This window comes from Phocicoccus schoeneichii (assembly GCF_014635565.1).
Lineage (GTDB): Bacteria > Bacillota > Bacilli > Staphylococcales > Salinicoccaceae > Phocicoccus > Phocicoccus schoeneichii.
In genome coordinates, this window is the sequence record NZ_BMDB01000001.1 from 524,825 (window position 1) to 544,465 (window position 19,641).

A 19,641-nucleotide genomic window follows, 5' to 3' on the forward strand; every position below is an offset into this window, starting at 1 on the left:
AACTCCTTATACATCATGCTCTTGTACCAGTACATTACGTGGTTTTGAACCACTCGCTGGTCCAATGATACCATTTCTTTCTAAATCATCGACGAGTCTAGCTGCACGGTTATAACCAATTCTAAATTGTCGTTGGAGTAAACTTGCTGACGCGCGCTGTTCTTCAATAACAAACCATTTTGCTTCACCGTATAGTTCGTCTTCTGATTCGACTTCTTCTACTTCTTTTTTCTCTTGATTTAAAATAACAGATTTCTCATAGTTTGCTTTCATTTGTGATGTAACAAATTCTACGACATCGAGTACTTCATCGTCTGAAAGAAACGCACCTTGCACACGAAGCGGTTTAGAACGTCCAGATGGTAAGAAGAGCATGTCTCCTTTACCAAGTAGTTTTTCTGCGCCTCCAGAGTCGATAATTGTTCTTGAGTCTGTAGATGAACTTACGGCAAATGCAATTCTTGAAGGTATATTTGCCTTGATAATACCTGTGATAACGTCAACGGACGGACGCTGAGTCGCGATAATCAAATGAATACCCGCTGCACGTGCCATCTGTGCGATTCTTGTAATCGACGCTTCTACATCTTTTGATGCAACCATCATAAGGTCTGCAAGTTCATCTATGATTACTACGATATAGGGCATCTTAGTGACCTTATCAGGATTCTCTGCATTTTTCTCTAAATATTTATTGTATGCTGAAATATTTTTCGTATGAGTCGCACTGAATAGATCATAACGACGTTCCATTTCATTTACGATTCTGTTTAACGCATCTGCAGCTTTTTGTGGATTTGTAACAACAGGGCTCAGTAAATGAGGAATACCATTATAGACATTTAATTCTACCATTTTAGGGTCAATCATCATGAGTTTTACCTCATGTGGTTTAGCGTTCAGTAAAATAGATACGATAATACCGTTAATACATACAGATTTACCACTACCTGTAGAACCTGCTACAAGTAAGTGAGGCATTTTATTTAACTCTGCCATGATGGGTGCACCTGAAATATCTTTACCAAGTCCCACTTCAAGCACATTGTCTGTTGATTTACGTTTCATAACTTCGCGTAACGTCACCATAGAAATAACTGAGTTTGGTACTTCAATACCAACAGCTGACTTACCTGGAATTGGTGCTTCAATACGAATATCTTTCGCTGCTAGAGAAAGTGCAATATCGTTTTGAAGGTTGATTATTCTAGATACTTTTACACCAATATCAGGTTGGATTTCAAACTGTGTAACGGCTGGACCAATTCGAATCTTAGAAACTTTCGCACTCACTCCAAAGTTGCGAAGTGTTTCTTCTAGCACTTTACCTTGCTCTAATACTGCTTTATTCGAAACTTTTTCTACGTTATCCGCATCTTTCAGTAATGTAATTGGAGGAGTCTTATATTCGATGAGCGCTTTAACTTCAGAATCATCAAGCTCATCTTCTTCCGTATTCGGTTTTGGTGCATCCGTGCTAATGGTTTCGTCGAGGTCTTCTTCTTCGTATTCGAGTTCTACAGAATCGCTTTTCTCTTCTTCAATTTTAAAGTCAGACGGTTCTTCTGAATTTTCTTCCTGAATATCGTCACCTGTATCCATATATTCTTCATCAGATACAAAAATCTGTGGTTCAAATACTTCAGGAGCTTCTTCTGTTGTCGCTTTTTCAGTCTGATCTTTCTTTTTAAACGCATCCATAAGTGGTTTTTTTCTCTGTTGTTTATTCTGTTTTTCTGGTTTTTCATCATCTGACGTTGATTTAACAACAGGTGTTTCTTGTTTTTTATCTACTTTAGTTTTAGATTTCTCTCTTTGAGAAGAAACCATCTCTGAAGTAGATTTAAATAATTTCTTAAACATCTCACCCACTCTTACGAAATCTCTTCTAAGTGCTGCTTCAATACTTTCGTTTTTAATTAGAATAATCGCAAAGTAAATGAATACGATAGATAAAACCATCGTCCCGAAGAAGCTAATTCCACTACTTAAGAATGAAAACATGGATTGGCCGATTGTGCCTCCACCAGTGAAGTTTTTAAATCCAGTCTCTTCAATTAGAACTCTCGTTTCCATAAACGTATAGAAGTTTTCAGTCAGTGGTCGATTCGTAAAGTATAGAATCCCGTGGAATAAGTATATAAAGCCAAACTGTAAAAATACATAACCCATCATACGTCTAGTAAACGGAAAATGAAGGTTCATTGCTGTATAAACACTTGTCAGTACGATAATCATATACGTAAAATATCTGCTTGTTCCAAAGAGATAAGTAAACATAGAATCGATATATTCACCTACGGAGCCGAGTTGAAAGACTGCAATAAGTATAATTAAAATTATTAAGAAGCTTGTGAGGGCAAAATATCGTTGTCTATCCTTCTTTTTACTACGTCTCGTACTTTTCTTTCTCGCCATAGCAAAAGTCCTTTCAATAAATAAAAAATGAGGAGATACAAACGAGTATCTCCATAGTGTGATTATATTTCAGAAACGATTGGAATGATCATTGGTCTGCGTTTTGTGCTTTCAAATAGATACTTCCCAAGAGCATCTCTCACATTTTGTTTCAGTGTACTATAATCGACACGTCTGTTTGATAACGAATCTTCAACAATTTCTCTTACAAGTGCTTCAGATTGTTTTAACAGTTCTTCGCTCTCTTTTACATACACGAATCCTCGTGATTGAATTTCAGGTCCTGCTTCAATTGTTCTAGTTTCTCTGTCAATGGTAACAACCGCAATAAAAATTCCATCTTCACTTAAAATTCTACGGTCTCGTAATACGATATTACCGACGTCTCCGACACCCTTACCGTCAATTAATACGTTACCAGCGGTCACTTTATCACTTGATGTCATTTCTTTTCCATCAAAGCTTACCACGTCTCCTTTTTCTAAAAGGAAAATCTTCTCAGGTACAACACCTGTTTCTGTTGCAAGCTTAGCGTGAGCAATTTGCTCTTTGTATTCCCCTTGAACTGGAATGAAGTATTCCGGTTTAAATATGTTTAACATCATTTTTAATTCTTCACTTAGACCATGACTAGATGCGTGAATATCTGAAGTTGGTGAATGTACGTCGGCTCCAGCTTTTACTAAATCATTTAGCGTGCTGTATAACACCACTTCCATGTTCGACGATGGTGTCGTTAAGATATAAACAGCATCGCCTTCTTTGATATTCGTAACATCATGTGAGCCACGGCTCATACGGCCTAACGCTTCGATTGGTTCACCTTGAGAACCTGTTGCGATGATTACAACTTCATTATCTGGATATTTTTTTAGTTCATGAGATGGGATTAATAATCCATCAGGAATGTTGAAATATCCTAAATTTCTCGCTACTTTAAAGCTCGACTCTAAAGTCTTACCTAAGAATGTCACTTTACGATTTGCTTTATGTGCGTTTGTTAATACTTGCTGAATTCTAACAAAGTTAGATGCATAACAAGACACAATAATACGACCACGTGTTTTTAAGAATGCACTTAAAATATGGCTTTCGATAATGTTTTCTGGTGTATTATACCCTCGTTTTTCCGCTTCAGTTGAATCACTGATGAGTGCGAGTACGTCATTGCTTTTTGCAATTTCATACATTTTACCCATATTGTAGCCATAGTCTCCTTCAAGACTTTGGTCAAATTTGAATTCACCAGCATAAACGATTTTTCCCCACTTAGTTTCAATTGAGCAACCATATGAATCTGGAATCGTATGTGACGTTTCAAAGAATTCAAATGAACAATTTTTAAAGTTCATTTTAGAGTCACATGTAATAGTAAAGAACTTTTGTTTCTTTCTCACTTTATGTTCTTTAAATCTTTCTTTGATTAAACCAATCGTTAATTTTGAGGCATAGATTGGTGCATTTAATTCTTCGATGATGTAAGGTAAAGCACCGATTGAGTCCTCATGCCCATGAGAAATAAAGATACCTTTTAGGCGATCTTTATTCTCTTTAACATAAGTGATGTCAGGGATGACGACATCTACACCGAGCATTTCGTCCTCAGGAAACATGAGTCCCGCATCTAACATAAACATTTCGTCTTCTACTTCAACGATATACATGTTTTTTGCGATTTCACCAACACCGCCGAGAGGTATAATTTTAATTTTTGGTGTTTCTTCTTTCTTTTCTGCCAACTTTACCCCTCCTTACTTATCTTTTTTCTCTTCGTCATTCTTTATTAAAACTTTGCGCGATGCATTGACGCGTCCTTGTTTGTCAATTTCAGTTACTTTAACTAAGAACTGATCGCCCTCTTTAACAAAGTCTTCTACTTTTTCAACACGCTTGGTGTCAAGTTGTGATACGTGTACGAGTGCGTCTTTTCCTTTGAATAGCTCAACGAATGCACCGAATTTTTCAACACGTTTAACTGTACCCATGTACACTTCTCCAACAACCGCTTCACGTGTAATTTCTTCAATAATCTCACGCGCTTTAGTGATCATTTCTTGATCAACTGCACCGATGAAGATTGTACCGTCTTGTTCAATATCAAGAGTTACGCCTGTTGCATCAATGATTTCGTTGATTTTCTTACCACCAGGTCCAATAACATCACGGATTTTGTCCGGATTGATTGTCATTGTTTCAATCTTAGGTGCGTATTTAGAAAGTGTTTCTCTTGGCCCCTCTAATGTTGCTAACATGTTTTCTAAAATGTGTAAGCGTCCAACTCTAGCTTGTTCTAATGACTCGCGTAGAATTTCTTCAGCTAATCCATCAATTTTAATATCCATTTGGATTGCAGTGATTCCTTTTTCAGTACCTGCAACTTTAAAGTCCATGTCTCCTAAAGCGTCTTCCATACCTTGAATATCTGAAAGAATTGTATAGTTACCGTCTTTCATCATCATACCCATTGCAATACCTGCAACGGGTGCTTTAATTGGTACACCAGCATCCATTAATGCGAGTGTACCACCACAGATTGATGCTTGTGAAGATGAGCCGTTCGATTCTAATACTTCAGAAACAACGCGAATTGTGTACGGGAATTTCTCAGCTGAAGGAATAACTTGTTGTAATGCGCGTTCACCTAATGCACCGTGTCCGATTTCACGACGACCTGGTGCACGTAACGGTCCAGTTTCCCCTACTGAGAAGTGTGGGAAGTTATAGTGATGCATGAAGCGTTTTTCACTTGCTTCACCTAAACCATCGATGATTTGGTACTCGCTCATAGAACCTAGAGTCGCAACTGAAAGTACTTGAGTTTGCCCACGTGTAAATAAACCAGATCCGTGTGCTCTTGGCAGTAGACCTACTTGTGAATTAAGTGGTCTGATTTCGTCTGGCTTACGTCTATCTGGACGAATTTTGTCTTCAGTAATTAAACGACGAACTTCGTCGTAAACCAATGCTTCAAATACACCACGTGCAGCTTTAACATCTTCTTCGTATGTTTCAGATTCTTCGTCAAATAGTGCGATTACTTTTTCACGAATTTCAGCAATGCGTGCTTCACGGTCTTGTTTGTCTACAGTTAAAATTGCGTCCCCAATATTATTTTCTTCAGCAATTTCTTCTACTTGTGCTTTTAATGAAGGATCTACTTCAGCTGGAATGAATTCCATTTTTTCTGGGTTGATGGCTTCAATAATTTTGTTTTCAAACTCTATTACTTTTTTGATTTCTTCATGTGCGAAAAGAATTGCTTCTAACATTTTGTCTTCCGGCACTTCTTTTGCTCCTGCTTCAACCATGTTGATGGCTTCATATGTACCAGCAACATCAAGTTCTAGTTCAGAGTGTTTTAAAATCTCTTCGCTTGGGTTTACAACGAACTCTCCGTCAACAAGTCCAATTTTAACGCCAGCGATTGGTCCGTTAAATGGAATATTAGATACTGATAATGCGAGTGAAGATCCAAGCATTGCTGCCATTGCAGTAGATGCTTCCGGGTCAACTGATAATACAGATGAAATGATTTGAACATCATGTCTAAATCCATCTGGGAATAATGGTCTTAATGGTCTGTCAATCAGACGACTTGTCAATGTTGCTTCTTCACTTGGACGACCTTCACGTTTGTTAAATCCTCCTGGGATTTTACCTGCTGCATATAATTTTTCTTCAAATGCAACTGTTAACGGGAAAAAGTCGATGTCTTTTGGTTCTTTAGATGCTGTAGCTGTTGATAAAACCACAGTATCACCGTAACGTACAAGTACAGCCCCATTCGCTTGTTTTGCTACTTCGCCATACTCAACGATTAATGGACGTCCTGCCCATTCTGTTTCAAACACTTGTTTGTTTGTTTCAGTCATAATCTTTTTACTCTCCTCTATATACACTCTCTTTATCATACCATTATTAGTCTTTATATTATAGCAAAAAAAGTTAGGCTAAACACTGATGTCTATAAGGAAATTGAATTCAAAAACCGTACCACCTAATCTTTATAAAACGCTTTTAAATAACTGGTTAAAACCTAAAAACAAAAGGCATGTCCCCTTATAAAAACAAGGAAACATGCCTCTATTTTACTAAATTAACGACGTAATCCAAGTTTACCGATTAAGTCACGGTAACGTTGAACGTCTTTTTCACGTAAGTAAGTTAATAGGTGTTTACGACGACCTACCATTTTAAGAAGTCCACGACGTGAGTGGTGGTCTTTTTTATGAGTACGTAAGTGTTCGTTTAAAGTGTTGATTTCTTCAGTTAGAACTGCGATTTGAACTTCTGGAGATCCAGTATCAGTTTCGTGTACGCGGTACTCTTCAATTAATTGTTGTTTTCTTTCTTTTGACATTGACATAGCAATATCCTCCTTTTTCTTTATACGCTAATATCTGAGTGACAGTTGGAGTTTCTAATCACCAAGATAAAGCACTTAGACAATTATACAAAATTCACATCACTATAGCAAGTCATCTGGCGCTTTTTTATTTGTCTTTTAACAGTTCGATTGCCTTGTCTTTATCTTCTTGAATCGCTTCAATTAACGCGTCTAATCCATCAAATTTGAGTTCATGTCGAATGAAGTGCTCCCAGTAAACAGTAACTGTCTCACCGTAAATTGTACGATCGTAGTCAATGATGTGCACTTCAATTGTTACTTTGTGATTTTCATGGAACGTTGGTTTCACACCGATTGAAGCGACTCCTTTATAAACTGTAGGATCCGATCCAATTGTCAATGTTACTGCATAAACGCCGAGCGATGGTAAGAAATATTTATAAGACGGCTCGATATTCGCTGTTGGGAAACCGATTGTGCGACCACGCTTTTCTCCTTGCACGACGAAACCTTCTATACTGTATGAGCGACCAAGTAGGCGGTTTGCCTCTTCTAATTTGTCTTCGCTTAATAACTCTCTAATACGTGTTGTTGAGATCTTTTCTCCATCATCTTCTTTTTGAACGATACTTGTTATATTAAATTCGCTATATTGCTCTAGAGTTGCTACAGAACCTTTGCCCATATACCCATATGAGAAATCAAATCCAGCAATGACTTCTTTTACATTGCTACCAATTAGATAATCTTTTACAAAAGTATCTGGTGAAAGTTGTGCAAATTCACTTGAGAAATTAACGACAAACAAATAGTCGATACCATATTCTTCAAGCATTTTCTCTTTAACTGGAAGAGGTGTGATATATGTCGTGCGTTGTTGTTTTTGACTTAGAACAACGGACGGATGTGGGTCAAATGTTAATACAGATTTTTTTAACCCTTTCTTCTCTGCAATTTCGATCATTGTATTGATAACTTCTTGGTGTCCGATGTGTAATCCATCGAAGAATCCAAGAGCAACTGCGATTTGTTCATCTTCATTTACTTTAAATTCGTTTGGATACTGCAGTCTGATAACTTCCATTACTCCATTAAATCCTCTCTTGTTAAAAACATTTTAAAAGGTTTATACCATCCAGTTTTTGTGGGATGTTTCTGATAAATACCGACAGGTTTTTCTTCAACAGTGAAGAGTACACGGCTTAAATCAGAACCAATTATTTTAATCATATCAATATCTGTGATTTTTTGCCCAGTTGCAATACGAAAAATGTCGTTTTCTTCTGTGATTTCGAATCTTGGAATATCATCTAAAACATCTAAAATTGGTATTAAGTCTTCTTTAGACAGATGATCTAGCGGTGTTGTCTCTTCTAGTTTAATACCACACGATAATGTACGACGAAGTTTGGACATGTGCGCGTGGATGCCGAGCTTACGACCGATGTCTACAGCAAGCGTTCTGATATATGTTCCTTTCGAACAGATAACGTCGATGTCGAAGCAAATCGTGTCTTTATCTTCGACAATATCAGAGACACGAGTGATTTCTTTGATTTCGACAGTACGTACAGGACGCTCTACTTCAATCCCTTTCCGAGCGTAATCATAAAGCTTCTTACCGTTCACACGAACTGAGCTATACGCTGGTACTTGCTGATCATAATCCCCTAAGAAACTCTCGATTACTTCGTCGATTTTAGAGATGTCGACAGCTCTAATATCAGAGGTTTCAACTACTTTGCCCGTCTGGTCCTCAGTATTAGTGCTGAAACCAAGAGTCACCGTCGCACGATATCCCTTGTCTCTCTCCTGTAAGATCTCAGTGAGCTGAGTCGCACTACCAACAACGATTGGAAGCACACCAGTTACGGCAGGATCTAGCGTCCCCGTATGTCCTACCTTTTTCATTTTTAATAGACGACGAACACGAGTAACCACATCATGACTCGTCATCCCTTCCGGCTTATCAACCGCAAAAACACCATTATACATAACTATATCTCCTAATATTAATCATCTTTAATTATAACGAATATGAGAGTAGTCAGAAAGGATAAAGTGACTGAAGTATAGATGAGTAATCTAAAACAAAAAAAGACACGAGAAAAGTTTCTCGTGTCTAAACTTCTAATTAGTCTTCTTTACTAAGTTGATTTAGTAGTTCGTCGATACGGCTACCGTATTCAACTGATCCATCGTAATGGAAGAAGATTTCTGGTGCTTTTCTCATACGGATTTTTTTAGCAACTGCTGTTCTAAATAATCCTTTGTATTTGTTAAGCATCTCTTTTGTTTTTTCTTTATCGTCATTCAGAGTTGTGAAGAATACATTTGCATTCTCCATTTCTTCTGTAACTTCTACTTCAGTGATTGTTATGAGACCTAAGTTGTCTTCTTTCTCGCTCACTTCTGTAATTAAAGTTTCACTGATTACTTTTTTAATTTCTTCAGCTACTCTGTCAGATCTTTTTACCATAATTAAACCCTCGCAATCTCAACCATGATAAATGCTTCGATAATGTCGCCTTCTTTAAGGTCATTATAATTTTTAACAGTGATACCACATTCGTATCCTGCTGCAACTTCTTTCACATCATCTTTGAAACGTTTAAGTGCGTCAAGTTCTCCCTCGAAAATCACTACGCCGTCACGAATCACACGTACGCCTGCGTCTCTTGTAATTTTACCGTCTGTAACGTAAGAACCTGCAATCGTACCTACTTTAGATACTTTGAATGTCTGACGTACTTCAGCATTACCAATTACTTTTTCTTCGTACTCTGGATCAAGCATACCTTTCATCGCTTGTTCAATTTCTTCAAGCGCTTTGTAGATCACTCTGTGTAGACGAATGTCTACTTTCTCTGCATCCGCTGTACGACGTGCATTTGAGTCAGGACGTACGTTGAAACCAATGATAATCGCATTAGATGCGTTCGCGAGTGTTACGTCTGATTCGTTGATTGCACCTACACCAGTGTGGATGATACGGATGTTAACACCCTCAACATCGATCTTCATAAGTGATGCTGCTAATGCTTCAACTGTACCTTGTACATCTGCTTTTAAGATTAAGTTTAAGTCTTTTAGTTCACCCTCTTTAAGTGTTTCAAAGAGGTTTTCTAGGCTGACTTTATTCGTAACTTCTCTGTCACGAAGTACTTTGTTTTCTGCACGTTCTTCACCGATTTGACGGGCTTTTTTATCATCTTTAAAGACAACAAAACGGTCTCCCGCTTCAGGAATATCGTTTAAACCAGTAATTTCAACTGGTAAACTTGGACCTGCAGTTTTAATTCGTTTACCTAAATCGTTCACCATCGCACGTACTTTACCGTAAGTATTACCTACTACTAGAGAGTCTCCTACGTTTAAAGTACCGTGTTGAACAAGTAAAGTTGCAACTGGTCCACGTGACTTATCAAGCTCTGCCTCGATAACTGTACCGATTGCTTCACGGTCATGTGACGTTTTAAGTTCTTGCATTTCACCAACAAGCGTGATCATTTCTAATAAATCATCGATACCTTCACCCGTTAATGCTGACAGTGGTACGAAGATTGTGTCTCCGCCCCAGTCTTCTGGGAATAATCCGTATTCACCAAGCTCAGTCATAACTCTGTCTGGATTTGCTGTTGGCTTATCTACTTTGTTTACAGCAACAATAATTGGTACTTCTGCAGCTTTCGCGTGGTTTAATGCTTCAATTGTTTGTGGCATTACACCGTCATCTGCTGCAACAACTAGAATTGTAATATCTGTTACTTGAGCACCACGTGCACGCATTGTTGTGAACGCTTCGTGTCCTGGTGTATCAAGGAAAGTGATGTCTTTATCATTCCAGTTAATTTGGTAAGCACCGATGTGCTGAGTGATTCCGCCCGCTTCTCCTTCAGTCACGTTTGCATTTCTGATAGAGTCAAGAAGTGTTGTTTTACCATGGTCAACGTGTCCCATGATTGTAACAATACTTGGACGCTCTTCAGTTAATTCACTCTCATCAATATCGAAGTATACATCTAAGTCTGTATCGTCAATCACAACTTCTTGTTCTACAGTATAACCATAGTTATCTGCTACAATCTCAACTGCTTCATTATCTAATGATTGGTTAATATTTGTCATGATACCAAGCATGAATAAATCTTTAACCACTTTAGAAGCATCTACACCGATTTTCTCAGCAAGTTCACCAACAGTAATACCTTCTACATAAGTAAATACTTTTGGTCCTTCTTCTTTAGGAGCAGTCTTTTTATCGTTACCATGGTCTTTTTTAGCAGTGTTGTTTTTGTTTTGGTTGTTTTTGTTTTGGTTGTTTTTGTTGTTCTTGTTATTTTTGCTATTCTTGTTGTTTTTATTGTTCTTACCATGAGGTTGATTATTTTTCTTGTTGTTATTGTCTTGCTTTTTGTTTTCAGGCTTTTTATTTTCTTTCTTTGGCTCAGCCTTTTTAAATTTATTATCGAGAACTTTAATATCTTCATCCTCTAATGATGCCATGTGACTTTTAAAGTCTCCCCCATTGGCATTTAATGTGTCGATTACATCTTTACTCTGTAAATCATGAGCTTTCGCGTATTCATGAATTCTCATCTTACTCATTGAAACACGTTCCTTTCCTATAAGAGCTCGAGCATATGTTTTCTAAATCCACTATCTGTTACTCCTATAACTACCCTATTTAACGCGCCAGTAGCCATTGAAAGTTCAGTTTTTGTAAACTCTGTAACGAGTGGAATATTATTACTATTACATTTATTTTCGATTCTCTTTTTTGTACTTTGTCCTGCATCACTCGCTAAAAATACGAGTTGTACTTGATGTTGTTTTATTGCATCTAATGTGATTTCTTCACCATTAGTTACTTTTCTTGCACGAGTGGCTAATCCCAGCATATTAAGTACTTTACTCATCGCTTTGGAATATCCTCTCTGTAGATTAAACGAATAATCTCGTCATAAATAGGTCCAAGTGTCTCTGAATCTACTTTTAACTTCGACTCTAAGATTTTCTTTTCGCGTGCCTCATTGACTTTATCTAAATCTTTCACCACGTAGGCACCGCGTCCGTTTTTCTTGCCTGTTTCATCAGCAAATACTTCTCCGTCTTTTGTTTTTACAATACGAATCAAGTCTTGCTTTTTAAACATTTCACCAGATAAAATATCTTTTCTCATCGGAATTTTACGCACCACTATAGAAACACCTCTTATTCAGTTATTTCTTCTATGTTACTGTCCGAGTCATCTTCTTCGTTGTTAAAATCAGACTCAGAAATGATATCGATTTTCCAACCTGTAAGCTTAGCAGCGAGTCTCGCGTTTTGTCCGCGTTTACCAATTGCTAATGATAATTGATGATCCGGTACAATTACAGTCGTTGATTTGTGTTCTTCATTTACAATTACATCAATAACTTCTGATGGTGACAGTGCATTTTTAACGTAAACTTTAGGATCTTCATCCCATAATACGATATCAATTTTTTCTCCAGAAAGTTCGTCCACAATTGCTTCAACACGAGCACCACGTGCACCAACACATGATCCAACAGCATCTACATCACTATTTACTGCATGTACAGAAATCTTAGAACGCTCACCCGCTTCACGTGCAACACTCATAATTTCTACAGTACCGTCATAAATTTCAGGTACTTCTTCTTCGAACAATCTCTTAAGAAGGTTTGGATGAGTTCTTGAAACATAAATCTGTGGTCCACGAGTCGTTTGTTCTACTTTATTTAAGTACACTTTAATGCGCTCTCCTGGTTTATATTCTTCACCTGGAATTCGTTCTGCTTCAGATAAAACAGCATCTGTCTTACCGAGAGATACATATACGAAACGGTGGTCGATTCTGTCGATTACGCCGATGATGAGTTCATCTTCTTTGCCGATGTACTCTTCAAACAGAATCTCACGTTCTGCATCACGAATACGTTGCATTACTGCTTGTTTTGCTGCTTGAGCACCAACTCTGTTAAAGTCTTCTGGCGTTACATCTTCGTCAAAAGGGTCACCAATTTCATAAGCTGGATTATATGTGCGCGCTGTTAGAAGGTCAATTTCTTCACTTGGATCGAATACTTCTTCTACAACGTCTTTACGTGAAACAACGCGGTAATTTCCTGTTTCCATGCTTAATTCAACGCGGACATTTTTGTGGTCCTCATAGTTCTTTTTGTAAGCAGTAAGTAATGCTGCTTCAATCGCTTCAATTAATACTTCTGTAGGAATATTTTTTTCCTTTTGAATGTATTCTATCGCATTCAATAATTCCTGATTCACTTAACTTCCTCCGTTCATAGTAAAACTGCTTTTCTGATTGTAGCAATTAAACTTCTGTCGATATCTACTGTTTTTTCTCTTGTTTTGTCACGGTACATCACTGTCACCGTATCTTCATCATATGATTTTAAAATACCTGTCCACTCTTTATTACCATCTATGTTTTGATAAGTTTTCACATAGATACCATTTTCCAGTGTCATTTCTAAATCTTCATCATCTTTGATTGGTCGCTCAGCGCCTGGTGATGACACATCTAAGAAATACATTCCAGAAATTAAATCCCATTCGTCAAGCTTATCTCCAAGGACCTCACTCGCTCTTACACAGTCATCCAGTGTAATTCCGCCTGGCTTATCAAGATATATTCTTAAAAAGTAGTCTGGACCTTCTTTCGCATATTCAACTTCAATCAGTTTGTAGCCGAGTTCACGTACAACGGGTTCAGCATGTTCAAAAATACTTGTTTCTCTACTATTCATGTGTCACTTCACCTCAATCAGAACGTAAGAAAAGAGCGTACTTGCGTGCGCTCTTCTCCCCATTACAGTATTTAATATCATTGATATTGTACCATATATATTTTTAAATGTCGAATATAGAAAGCTGAGCCTTATCTGGTAAATGATCAAGACTGCCAAGCTCTGTGAGATATTCTACAACTTTCTGTGACACTCCTGCTTTTTTGTTTAAATCTTCTTTAGAGATAAACTTCTCAGTCTCTCTAACTTTAGCTATCGTTCTTGCAACACTTGCTCCAAGTCCAGGAACTGCTACAAATGGAGGAATTAAACTATCTCCATCGATAATAAAGTTAATTGGATCTGATTTTTCGATGTCGACTGGTTTCATCTTAATATTTCTATGAAGCATTTCGTTTACAACTTCTAATACAACAAGTAAGTCTTTTTCTTTCTTAGACAATTCGTTGTACTCATCTTTCATTTCTTTCACACGTGCACTTACTGTTGAACGGTCTCTTGTCATGAGTAATAGATCAAAGTCTGCTGCTCGTACTGAAAGATAAGTCGCGTAATATTCCTTTGGATAGTGAACTTTAAAGTATGCGATTCTAAATGCCATCAGTACATATGCGGCTGCGTGTGCTTTCGGGAACATGTATTTAATCTTCTTACATGATTCAATATACCAGTCTTCGACTCCGTTTTCTTTCATAATGCTGATCCATTCCGGACGAAGTCCACGTCCTTTACGTACGCTCTCCATAATTTGGAAGGCGACTGCTGGAGGTAATCCTTTGTACATTAGAGTTACCATGATATCGTCACGACACCCGATTACACTTGATAAGTCACAAATACCTTTTCTAATTAAATCTTGTGCGTTTCCAAGCCATACGTCCGTTCCATGTGACAGTCCTGAGATTTGGACGAGTTCACCGAATGTACTTGGTTTTGTATCTACGAGCATCTCACGTACGAAGTTCGTTCCGAATTCAGGTACACCGTATGTTCCTGTTTCAGAGTGAATTTCTTCTCTAGTCACTCCAAGTGTTTCTGGACCTTTAAAGAGGCTCATCGTACGTTCATCGTTTGCTGGAATTGTTTTCGGATCAAGACCCGTTAAGTCTTCGAGCATACGAATCATCGTTGGGTCAACGTGACCTAATATATCTAGTTTCAGTACGTTCTCATCGATTGAGTGGAAGTCAAAGTGCGTCGTACGCCACTCTGCTTCTGTATCATCTGCTGGATATTGAATTGGCGTAAAATCAAATACGTCCATATCGTTTGGTATTACGATAATACCACCTGGGTGTTGTCCAGTCGTTCTCTTAATCCCTTCCGCTTCACTTGCGAGGCGATCGATTTCAGCTTTACGCTTCACGAGACCATTGTCGTTCATGTATCCATTAACGTAACCGAATGCTGTTTTATCAGCAAGTGTTGAAATTGTTCCTGCACGATACACATAGTCTTCCCCGAACAGTTCTTTCGTATACGCATGGGCTTTTGCCTGATACTCCCCACTGAAGTTAAGGTCGATATCTGGTACTTTGTCTCCTTCGAATCCTAGGAACGTTTCGAACGGGATATCTTGTCCTTCTTTTATCATAGGAACGTCACAGACTTCACAGTTTTTATCAGGCAAATCATAACCTGAGTTATATTTACCATCGTTAAAGAAGTGACTTTCTTTACAGTTTGGACAGATATAATGCGGTGGCATCGGGTTCACTTCTGTAATCTCCATCATTGTCGCTACAAGTGATGAACCGACAGAACCCCGCGAACCAACTAAGTACCCATCATCCAATGACTTTTTAACGAGTTTTTGCGAAATTAAGTATACTACACTGAACCCGTTACCGATTATACTATTGAGCTCGAATTCTAAACGTTCTTCAATGATACTTGGTAGATTTTCACCATATAGTTTTCTTGCATTACTATAAGTCATTTCTTCAATTTCTTGTTCTGCATTTTCAATTTTTGGTGTGTATAAATCTTTTTTGATGACTTCTACATCTTCAATCATATCTGCAATTAAATTCGTATTTTTAACGACGATTTCAAACGCTTCTTCTTCACCTAAAAACGCAAAGTCTTTAAGCATTTCTGTCGTTGTTCTAAAATGAGCATCTGGTAATACTGAACGTGACAGCGGATTACCTGGGTTTCCTTTTATGATAATTTCTCTTCTGAGTTTATCTTTTGGATCAAGGTAATGTACATTTCCAGTGGCAACAACTGGAATACCGAGTTCTTTACCGAGCGCAATCATATTGTGCACAAGCTCTTCATACATCGCGTCATCTTTGATCATTTCACGCGCGAAAAGATTGTTGTAAAGTGATTTCGGGAAAATTTCGAGATAATCATAGAAATGAGCCACGTCGCGTGCCGCTTCATATGATTTTTGAAGCATCGCACTAAACACTTCACCGTTGTCACACGCACTTCCAATTAATAGACCTTCGCGATATTCTTCTAGTACACTACGTCTCACACGCGGTACTTGATAAAAACTTGTCGTCAATGAGTCTGAAACAATCTTAAATAGATTTTTCAATCCTTCTTGAGACTTAACTAGAATTGTCGCGTGATCTGTCAGACCTAGTTTATACGCGTCTTCTCTCGCTAGTGTGTTCAGTTCATTATGTTTCGTAATACCCGCTTCTTTTAGTTGCTGAAGCATTTTTATAAAGATATATCCTGTTGCTTCTGCGTCATAAATCGCTCTATGGTGACTCACTAGTTCAACGTTGTAATATCTAGAGAGCGCCGCTAAGTTATGACGTTTTAGATCTTTATTTAAAACTTTAGTGATTTCTAAAGTGTCCACAACACCGTTTGTTGACGGACCATATCCGAGTGTTTCATACGCTGTGTCGATAAAGCCCATATCAAAAGTCGCATTATGCGCAACAAATATTGCGTCTCCAACCCATTCTTTAAACTTAGGAAGTACATCTTTAAACTCAGGCGCATCTACAAGCATACCGTCTGTGATTCCTGTTAAGTTCTTAATGACTTCTGAAAGTGGTTCGTGTGGATTAATAAAGCTTTCAAACTTATCTACTATTTCACCGTTATGAACTTTCACTGCTGCGAGTTCTATTATTTTATCGAATCGACTGGATAGACCTGTCGTCTCAACGTCAAATACGACATATGTACTTTCTTCTAAAAATACATCTTTTTCTTTAAATGCAAGTCTTGCACCATCGTTTACGAGATTAGCTTCCATACCAAAAATGACATTGATGTCTTTACCCTTCGCATAGTTGTATGCTTCCGGGAATGCTTGAACATTATTGTGGTCAGTGATTGCGATACTCGTGTGCCCATACTCTTCAGCTCGATCAATAAACTCTTGAACTTTCGTTACACCATCCATTGCACTCATCATTGTATGTAGATGAAGTTCTACACGTTTACTTTCACTACTATCAGTGTGCTTGGGTTTATCGATAAGAGTTAGAGCACGTAAGTTTAAAACGAGATCACGCGCAAATTCATCATATTCTACGTTACCTTCAATTATGACCCAGTCACCTTTAGATAATGCTTCGAACACATCTTCTTCACCATTACGACCGAACTTTTTCACTTGAATTGAATCGGTATAATCCGTTACTTTCATATTCAAGATTTTTTTGCCTGTTCTCGTCGTAATAACATCTTTTTGGAAAATCACACCTTCAACTTTTACGTTGAACTCTTCCTCTATAACGTTTTCAAGTGGACGTACCCCGTCAAAGTTCATATGTTTACCAATCTGTTTAACAACTGGTGCGTCAACCACTTCAACTTTTTCATTTTGTGACTTCTGGAATTCTTCTAAGAACTTGATACGTTCTTCTTCTAAGCGCTCTTGCATAGAGTTTTCTTCCTCTTGCTGCTGTGCAATATCCACAACCGACTCTATCATCTTAATGTTAATTCCAAGATTCGTATATTGTTTTAATAAATTTGCTTTGATGTTTTTATCGAAATAATTCTTTAAAATATCATTATTAAAACTGAATCTCAGGACATCTTCTTGAAATGTTTTTCGTGCATTAAGCACTTGTCGCAAGAAGTTTGTACTCACATTTATATCTTCTAAACAACATTCTAAGTATTGATAAACATCATGATCCGTAAAATTATCTGTCGTCACTATGAGTTCTACATTCGCAATTTTACTAAACGTTTCATGAATATTTACTTTTAGCTGTTGATAGATTGGATATGATATTAGAGTTTCAAAATGAATGTGTAGTTGCCACTCTCGATTCTTATCATCAACAACAACACGTTTTAATTGACCTGTATCGAGCGCATCAGTACTCTCCATATCTAATTGCGTCAAAAGCACCTTAAATTGCTCTTTTGTATTCACAAGTCCCACTCCTAAAAAACCGCGTAAATCGTGTGATTTACGCGTTGTAGTTTTCTTCTATAAAGCTCTGTAATTCATCTAATTTGACTTCATGTTTTTCATCACTATTTCTGAACTTCACTTCTAGGATTCCTTCAGCTGCACCGCGACCAACAACAACTCTAACTGGGATACCAATTAAGTCTGAGTCAGCAAACTTAACGCCTGCACGCTCATCTCTGTCGTCGTATAGTACTTTGTACGACTTCTCTAAATCTGTGTAGAGTGAGTCAGCCACTTCAACGATATCGTCTTTTTTAACATTCATTGAAATGACATGAATGTCGAAAGGTGTCACTGATTTTGGCCACATAATTCCGTTATCATCATGATATTTCTCAATGATTGCAGATAATGTACGCGAAATACCAATTCCGTAACAACCCATTAACACTGGAGTCGCACGTCCATTTTTGTCTAGCACTGTAAGTCCCATTTTTTCAGAATAAGTCGTACCGAGCTCGAATACTTGGCCAACTTCGATACCTTCTCTAAATTTAACTGGACCACTGCCGTCAGCAGCCATTTCCCCTTCAGTAATAAATCTGAAATCTCCTGTACCTTCTACTGTGTAATCAGATTCGTTTACATTCTTGAAGTGGTAACCATCTTCATTCGCTCCAACCGGATAGTTTCTCATCGCTTCAACTTGATAGTCGATGTAAACTTTAACCGGAGAATTTACAGGACCAAGAGATCCAGGATGTGCATTAAACACTTCTAAAATTTCTGCTTCCTCTGCAAATTCAACATCGTTACTCGCTTCAAAATATTTCTTCACTTTTATATCGTTTAACTCATGGTCTCCACGTAACACGATCATAACAAGCTCACCATCAACTTTAACGACCATTGTTTTCGTTGTTTCTTTTAAGTCGATTTCAAGTAAATCTGCAAGTGCCTGACACGATGCAACATCTGGAGTCTCGATTTTCTCAATATCTCTTTTCTCTTCAATACTGAATTCAGTTGGTCTTAAGCATTCCGCTTTTTCGATGTTCGCTGCGTAATCACTGTTTTCAGTGTATGCAATCGTATCTTCACCAATTTCAGATAAAGCCATGAACTCATGCGTATGTGAACCACCGATAGCTCCACTGTCCGCTTCAACTGCTCTGAAGTCTAGTCCTACTCTAGTAAAAATGTTTGAGTATGCTTGATACATATCTTGATATGTTTTTCTTAATGATTCTTCATCTACATGGAACGAATATGCATCTTTCATGATGAACTCACGTCCACGTAATAATCCAAATCTTGGTCTTAATTCATCTCTGAATTTCGTTTGAATTTGGTAAAGCGTTAGTGGTAATTTCTTGTAACTCTTTAATTCATCACGTACAAGTGACACGATGACTTCTTCATGAGTTGGCCCAAGTGCAAACTCACGATCATGACGGTCGCTCATTCTCATTAATTCACTACCGTATTTGTCCCAACGACCGGATTCTTCCCAAAGTTCTTTAGGATGTAATACGGGCATTAAGACTTCTGCTCCACCAATTGCATTCATTTCTTCTCTCACGATTTGTTCGATATTATTTAAAACTAATTTCGTGATAGGTAAATACGTATATATCCCCGCAGCGAGTTGTTTAATCATTCCTGAACGTAACATCAGCCTATGACTTAAACTCTCTGCACTAGATGGTACTTCTCTTTGAGTTGGTATAAACATTTGTGTTTGACGCATT

At 37.7% G+C, this 19,641-nt stretch carries 14 protein-coding genes; all 14 read right to left on the reverse strand.

Annotation, left to right across the window (positions count from 1 at the left end):
* Positions 1-6 precede the first annotated feature (6 nt).
* Positions 7-2,418, reverse strand: coding sequence for a DNA translocase FtsK (locus IEU51_RS02785; RefSeq protein WP_186087165.1), 2,412 nt, complete (start codon positions 2,416-2,418; stop codon positions 7-9).
* 62 nt (positions 2,419-2,480) lie between these two features.
* Positions 2,481-4,157: a ribonuclease J gene (locus tag IEU51_RS02790; protein WP_229713809.1), complete on the reverse strand. Its 1,677-nt coding sequence runs from the start codon at positions 4,155-4,157 to the stop codon at positions 2,481-2,483.
* Between the two features lie 12 nt (positions 4,158-4,169).
* A complete protein-coding gene (gene pnp, locus IEU51_RS02795; protein WP_186087162.1) occupies positions 4,170-6,290 on the reverse strand; it encodes a polyribonucleotide nucleotidyltransferase in 2,121 nt (706 codons plus the stop codon).
* A gap of 224 nt (positions 6,291-6,514) precedes the next feature.
* Complete coding sequence (gene rpsO, locus IEU51_RS02800; RefSeq protein ID WP_186087160.1) at positions 6,515-6,784, reverse strand: 30S ribosomal protein S15; 270 nt, start codon at positions 6,782-6,784, stop codon at positions 6,515-6,517.
* Between the two features lie 127 nt (positions 6,785-6,911).
* Positions 6,912-7,850 carry a bifunctional riboflavin kinase/FAD synthetase gene (locus IEU51_RS02805; protein ID WP_186087157.1) on the reverse strand — a complete coding sequence of 313 codons (939 nt, stop codon included), beginning with the start codon at positions 7,848-7,850 and terminating at the stop codon, positions 6,912-6,914.
* A complete protein-coding gene (truB, locus tag IEU51_RS02810) occupies positions 7,850-8,761 on the reverse strand; it encodes a tRNA pseudouridine(55) synthase TruB (RefSeq protein ID WP_186087154.1) in 912 nt (303 codons plus the stop codon). The genes IEU51_RS02805 and truB overlap by 1 nt, the downstream gene beginning before the upstream one ends.
* A gap of 139 nt (positions 8,762-8,900) precedes the next feature.
* On the reverse strand, positions 8,901-9,245 hold the full coding sequence (gene rbfA / locus IEU51_RS02815; RefSeq protein WP_186087151.1) for a 30S ribosome-binding factor RbfA: 345 nt from the start codon (positions 9,243-9,245) through the stop codon (positions 8,901-8,903).
* A 2-nt stretch (positions 9,246-9,247) separates the two neighbouring features.
* Positions 9,248-11,374 carry a translation initiation factor IF-2 gene (gene infB / locus IEU51_RS02820; RefSeq protein ID WP_186087147.1) on the reverse strand — a complete coding sequence of 709 codons (2,127 nt, stop codon included), beginning with the start codon at positions 11,372-11,374 and terminating at the stop codon, positions 9,248-9,250.
* Positions 11,375-11,391: 17 nt separating this feature from the next.
* Positions 11,392-11,685 (reverse strand): L7Ae/L30e/S12e/Gadd45 family ribosomal protein, encoded by a 294-nt coding sequence (locus IEU51_RS02825; protein WP_186087144.1) that lies wholly within the window; start codon positions 11,683-11,685, stop codon positions 11,392-11,394.
* Positions 11,682-11,948 carry an RNase P modulator RnpM gene (rnpM, locus tag IEU51_RS02830; protein ID WP_408634875.1) on the reverse strand — a complete coding sequence of 89 codons (267 nt, stop codon included), beginning with the start codon at positions 11,946-11,948 and terminating at the stop codon, positions 11,682-11,684. Before rnpM ends, IEU51_RS02825 begins: the two co-directional genes overlap by 4 nt.
* 32 nt (positions 11,949-11,980) lie before the next feature.
* Positions 11,981-13,060: a transcription termination factor NusA gene (gene nusA, locus IEU51_RS02835; protein WP_186087141.1), complete on the reverse strand. Its 1,080-nt coding sequence runs from the start codon at positions 13,058-13,060 to the stop codon at positions 11,981-11,983.
* 14 nt (positions 13,061-13,074) lie between these two features.
* Complete coding sequence (rimP, locus tag IEU51_RS02840; RefSeq protein WP_186087138.1) at positions 13,075-13,542, reverse strand: ribosome maturation factor RimP; 468 nt, start codon at positions 13,540-13,542, stop codon at positions 13,075-13,077.
* A 103-nt stretch (positions 13,543-13,645) separates the two neighbouring features.
* Positions 13,646-17,908 carry a PolC-type DNA polymerase III gene (locus IEU51_RS02845; protein WP_186087135.1) on the reverse strand — a complete coding sequence of 1,421 codons (4,263 nt, stop codon included), beginning with the start codon at positions 17,906-17,908 and terminating at the stop codon, positions 13,646-13,648.
* 37 nt (positions 17,909-17,945) lie between these two features.
* Positions 17,946-19,640, reverse strand: a complete 1,695-nt coding sequence (locus tag IEU51_RS02850) for a proline--tRNA ligase (RefSeq protein ID WP_186087132.1) — start codon at positions 19,638-19,640, stop codon at positions 17,946-17,948.
* Between the last annotated feature and the right edge of the window lies 1 nt (position 19,641).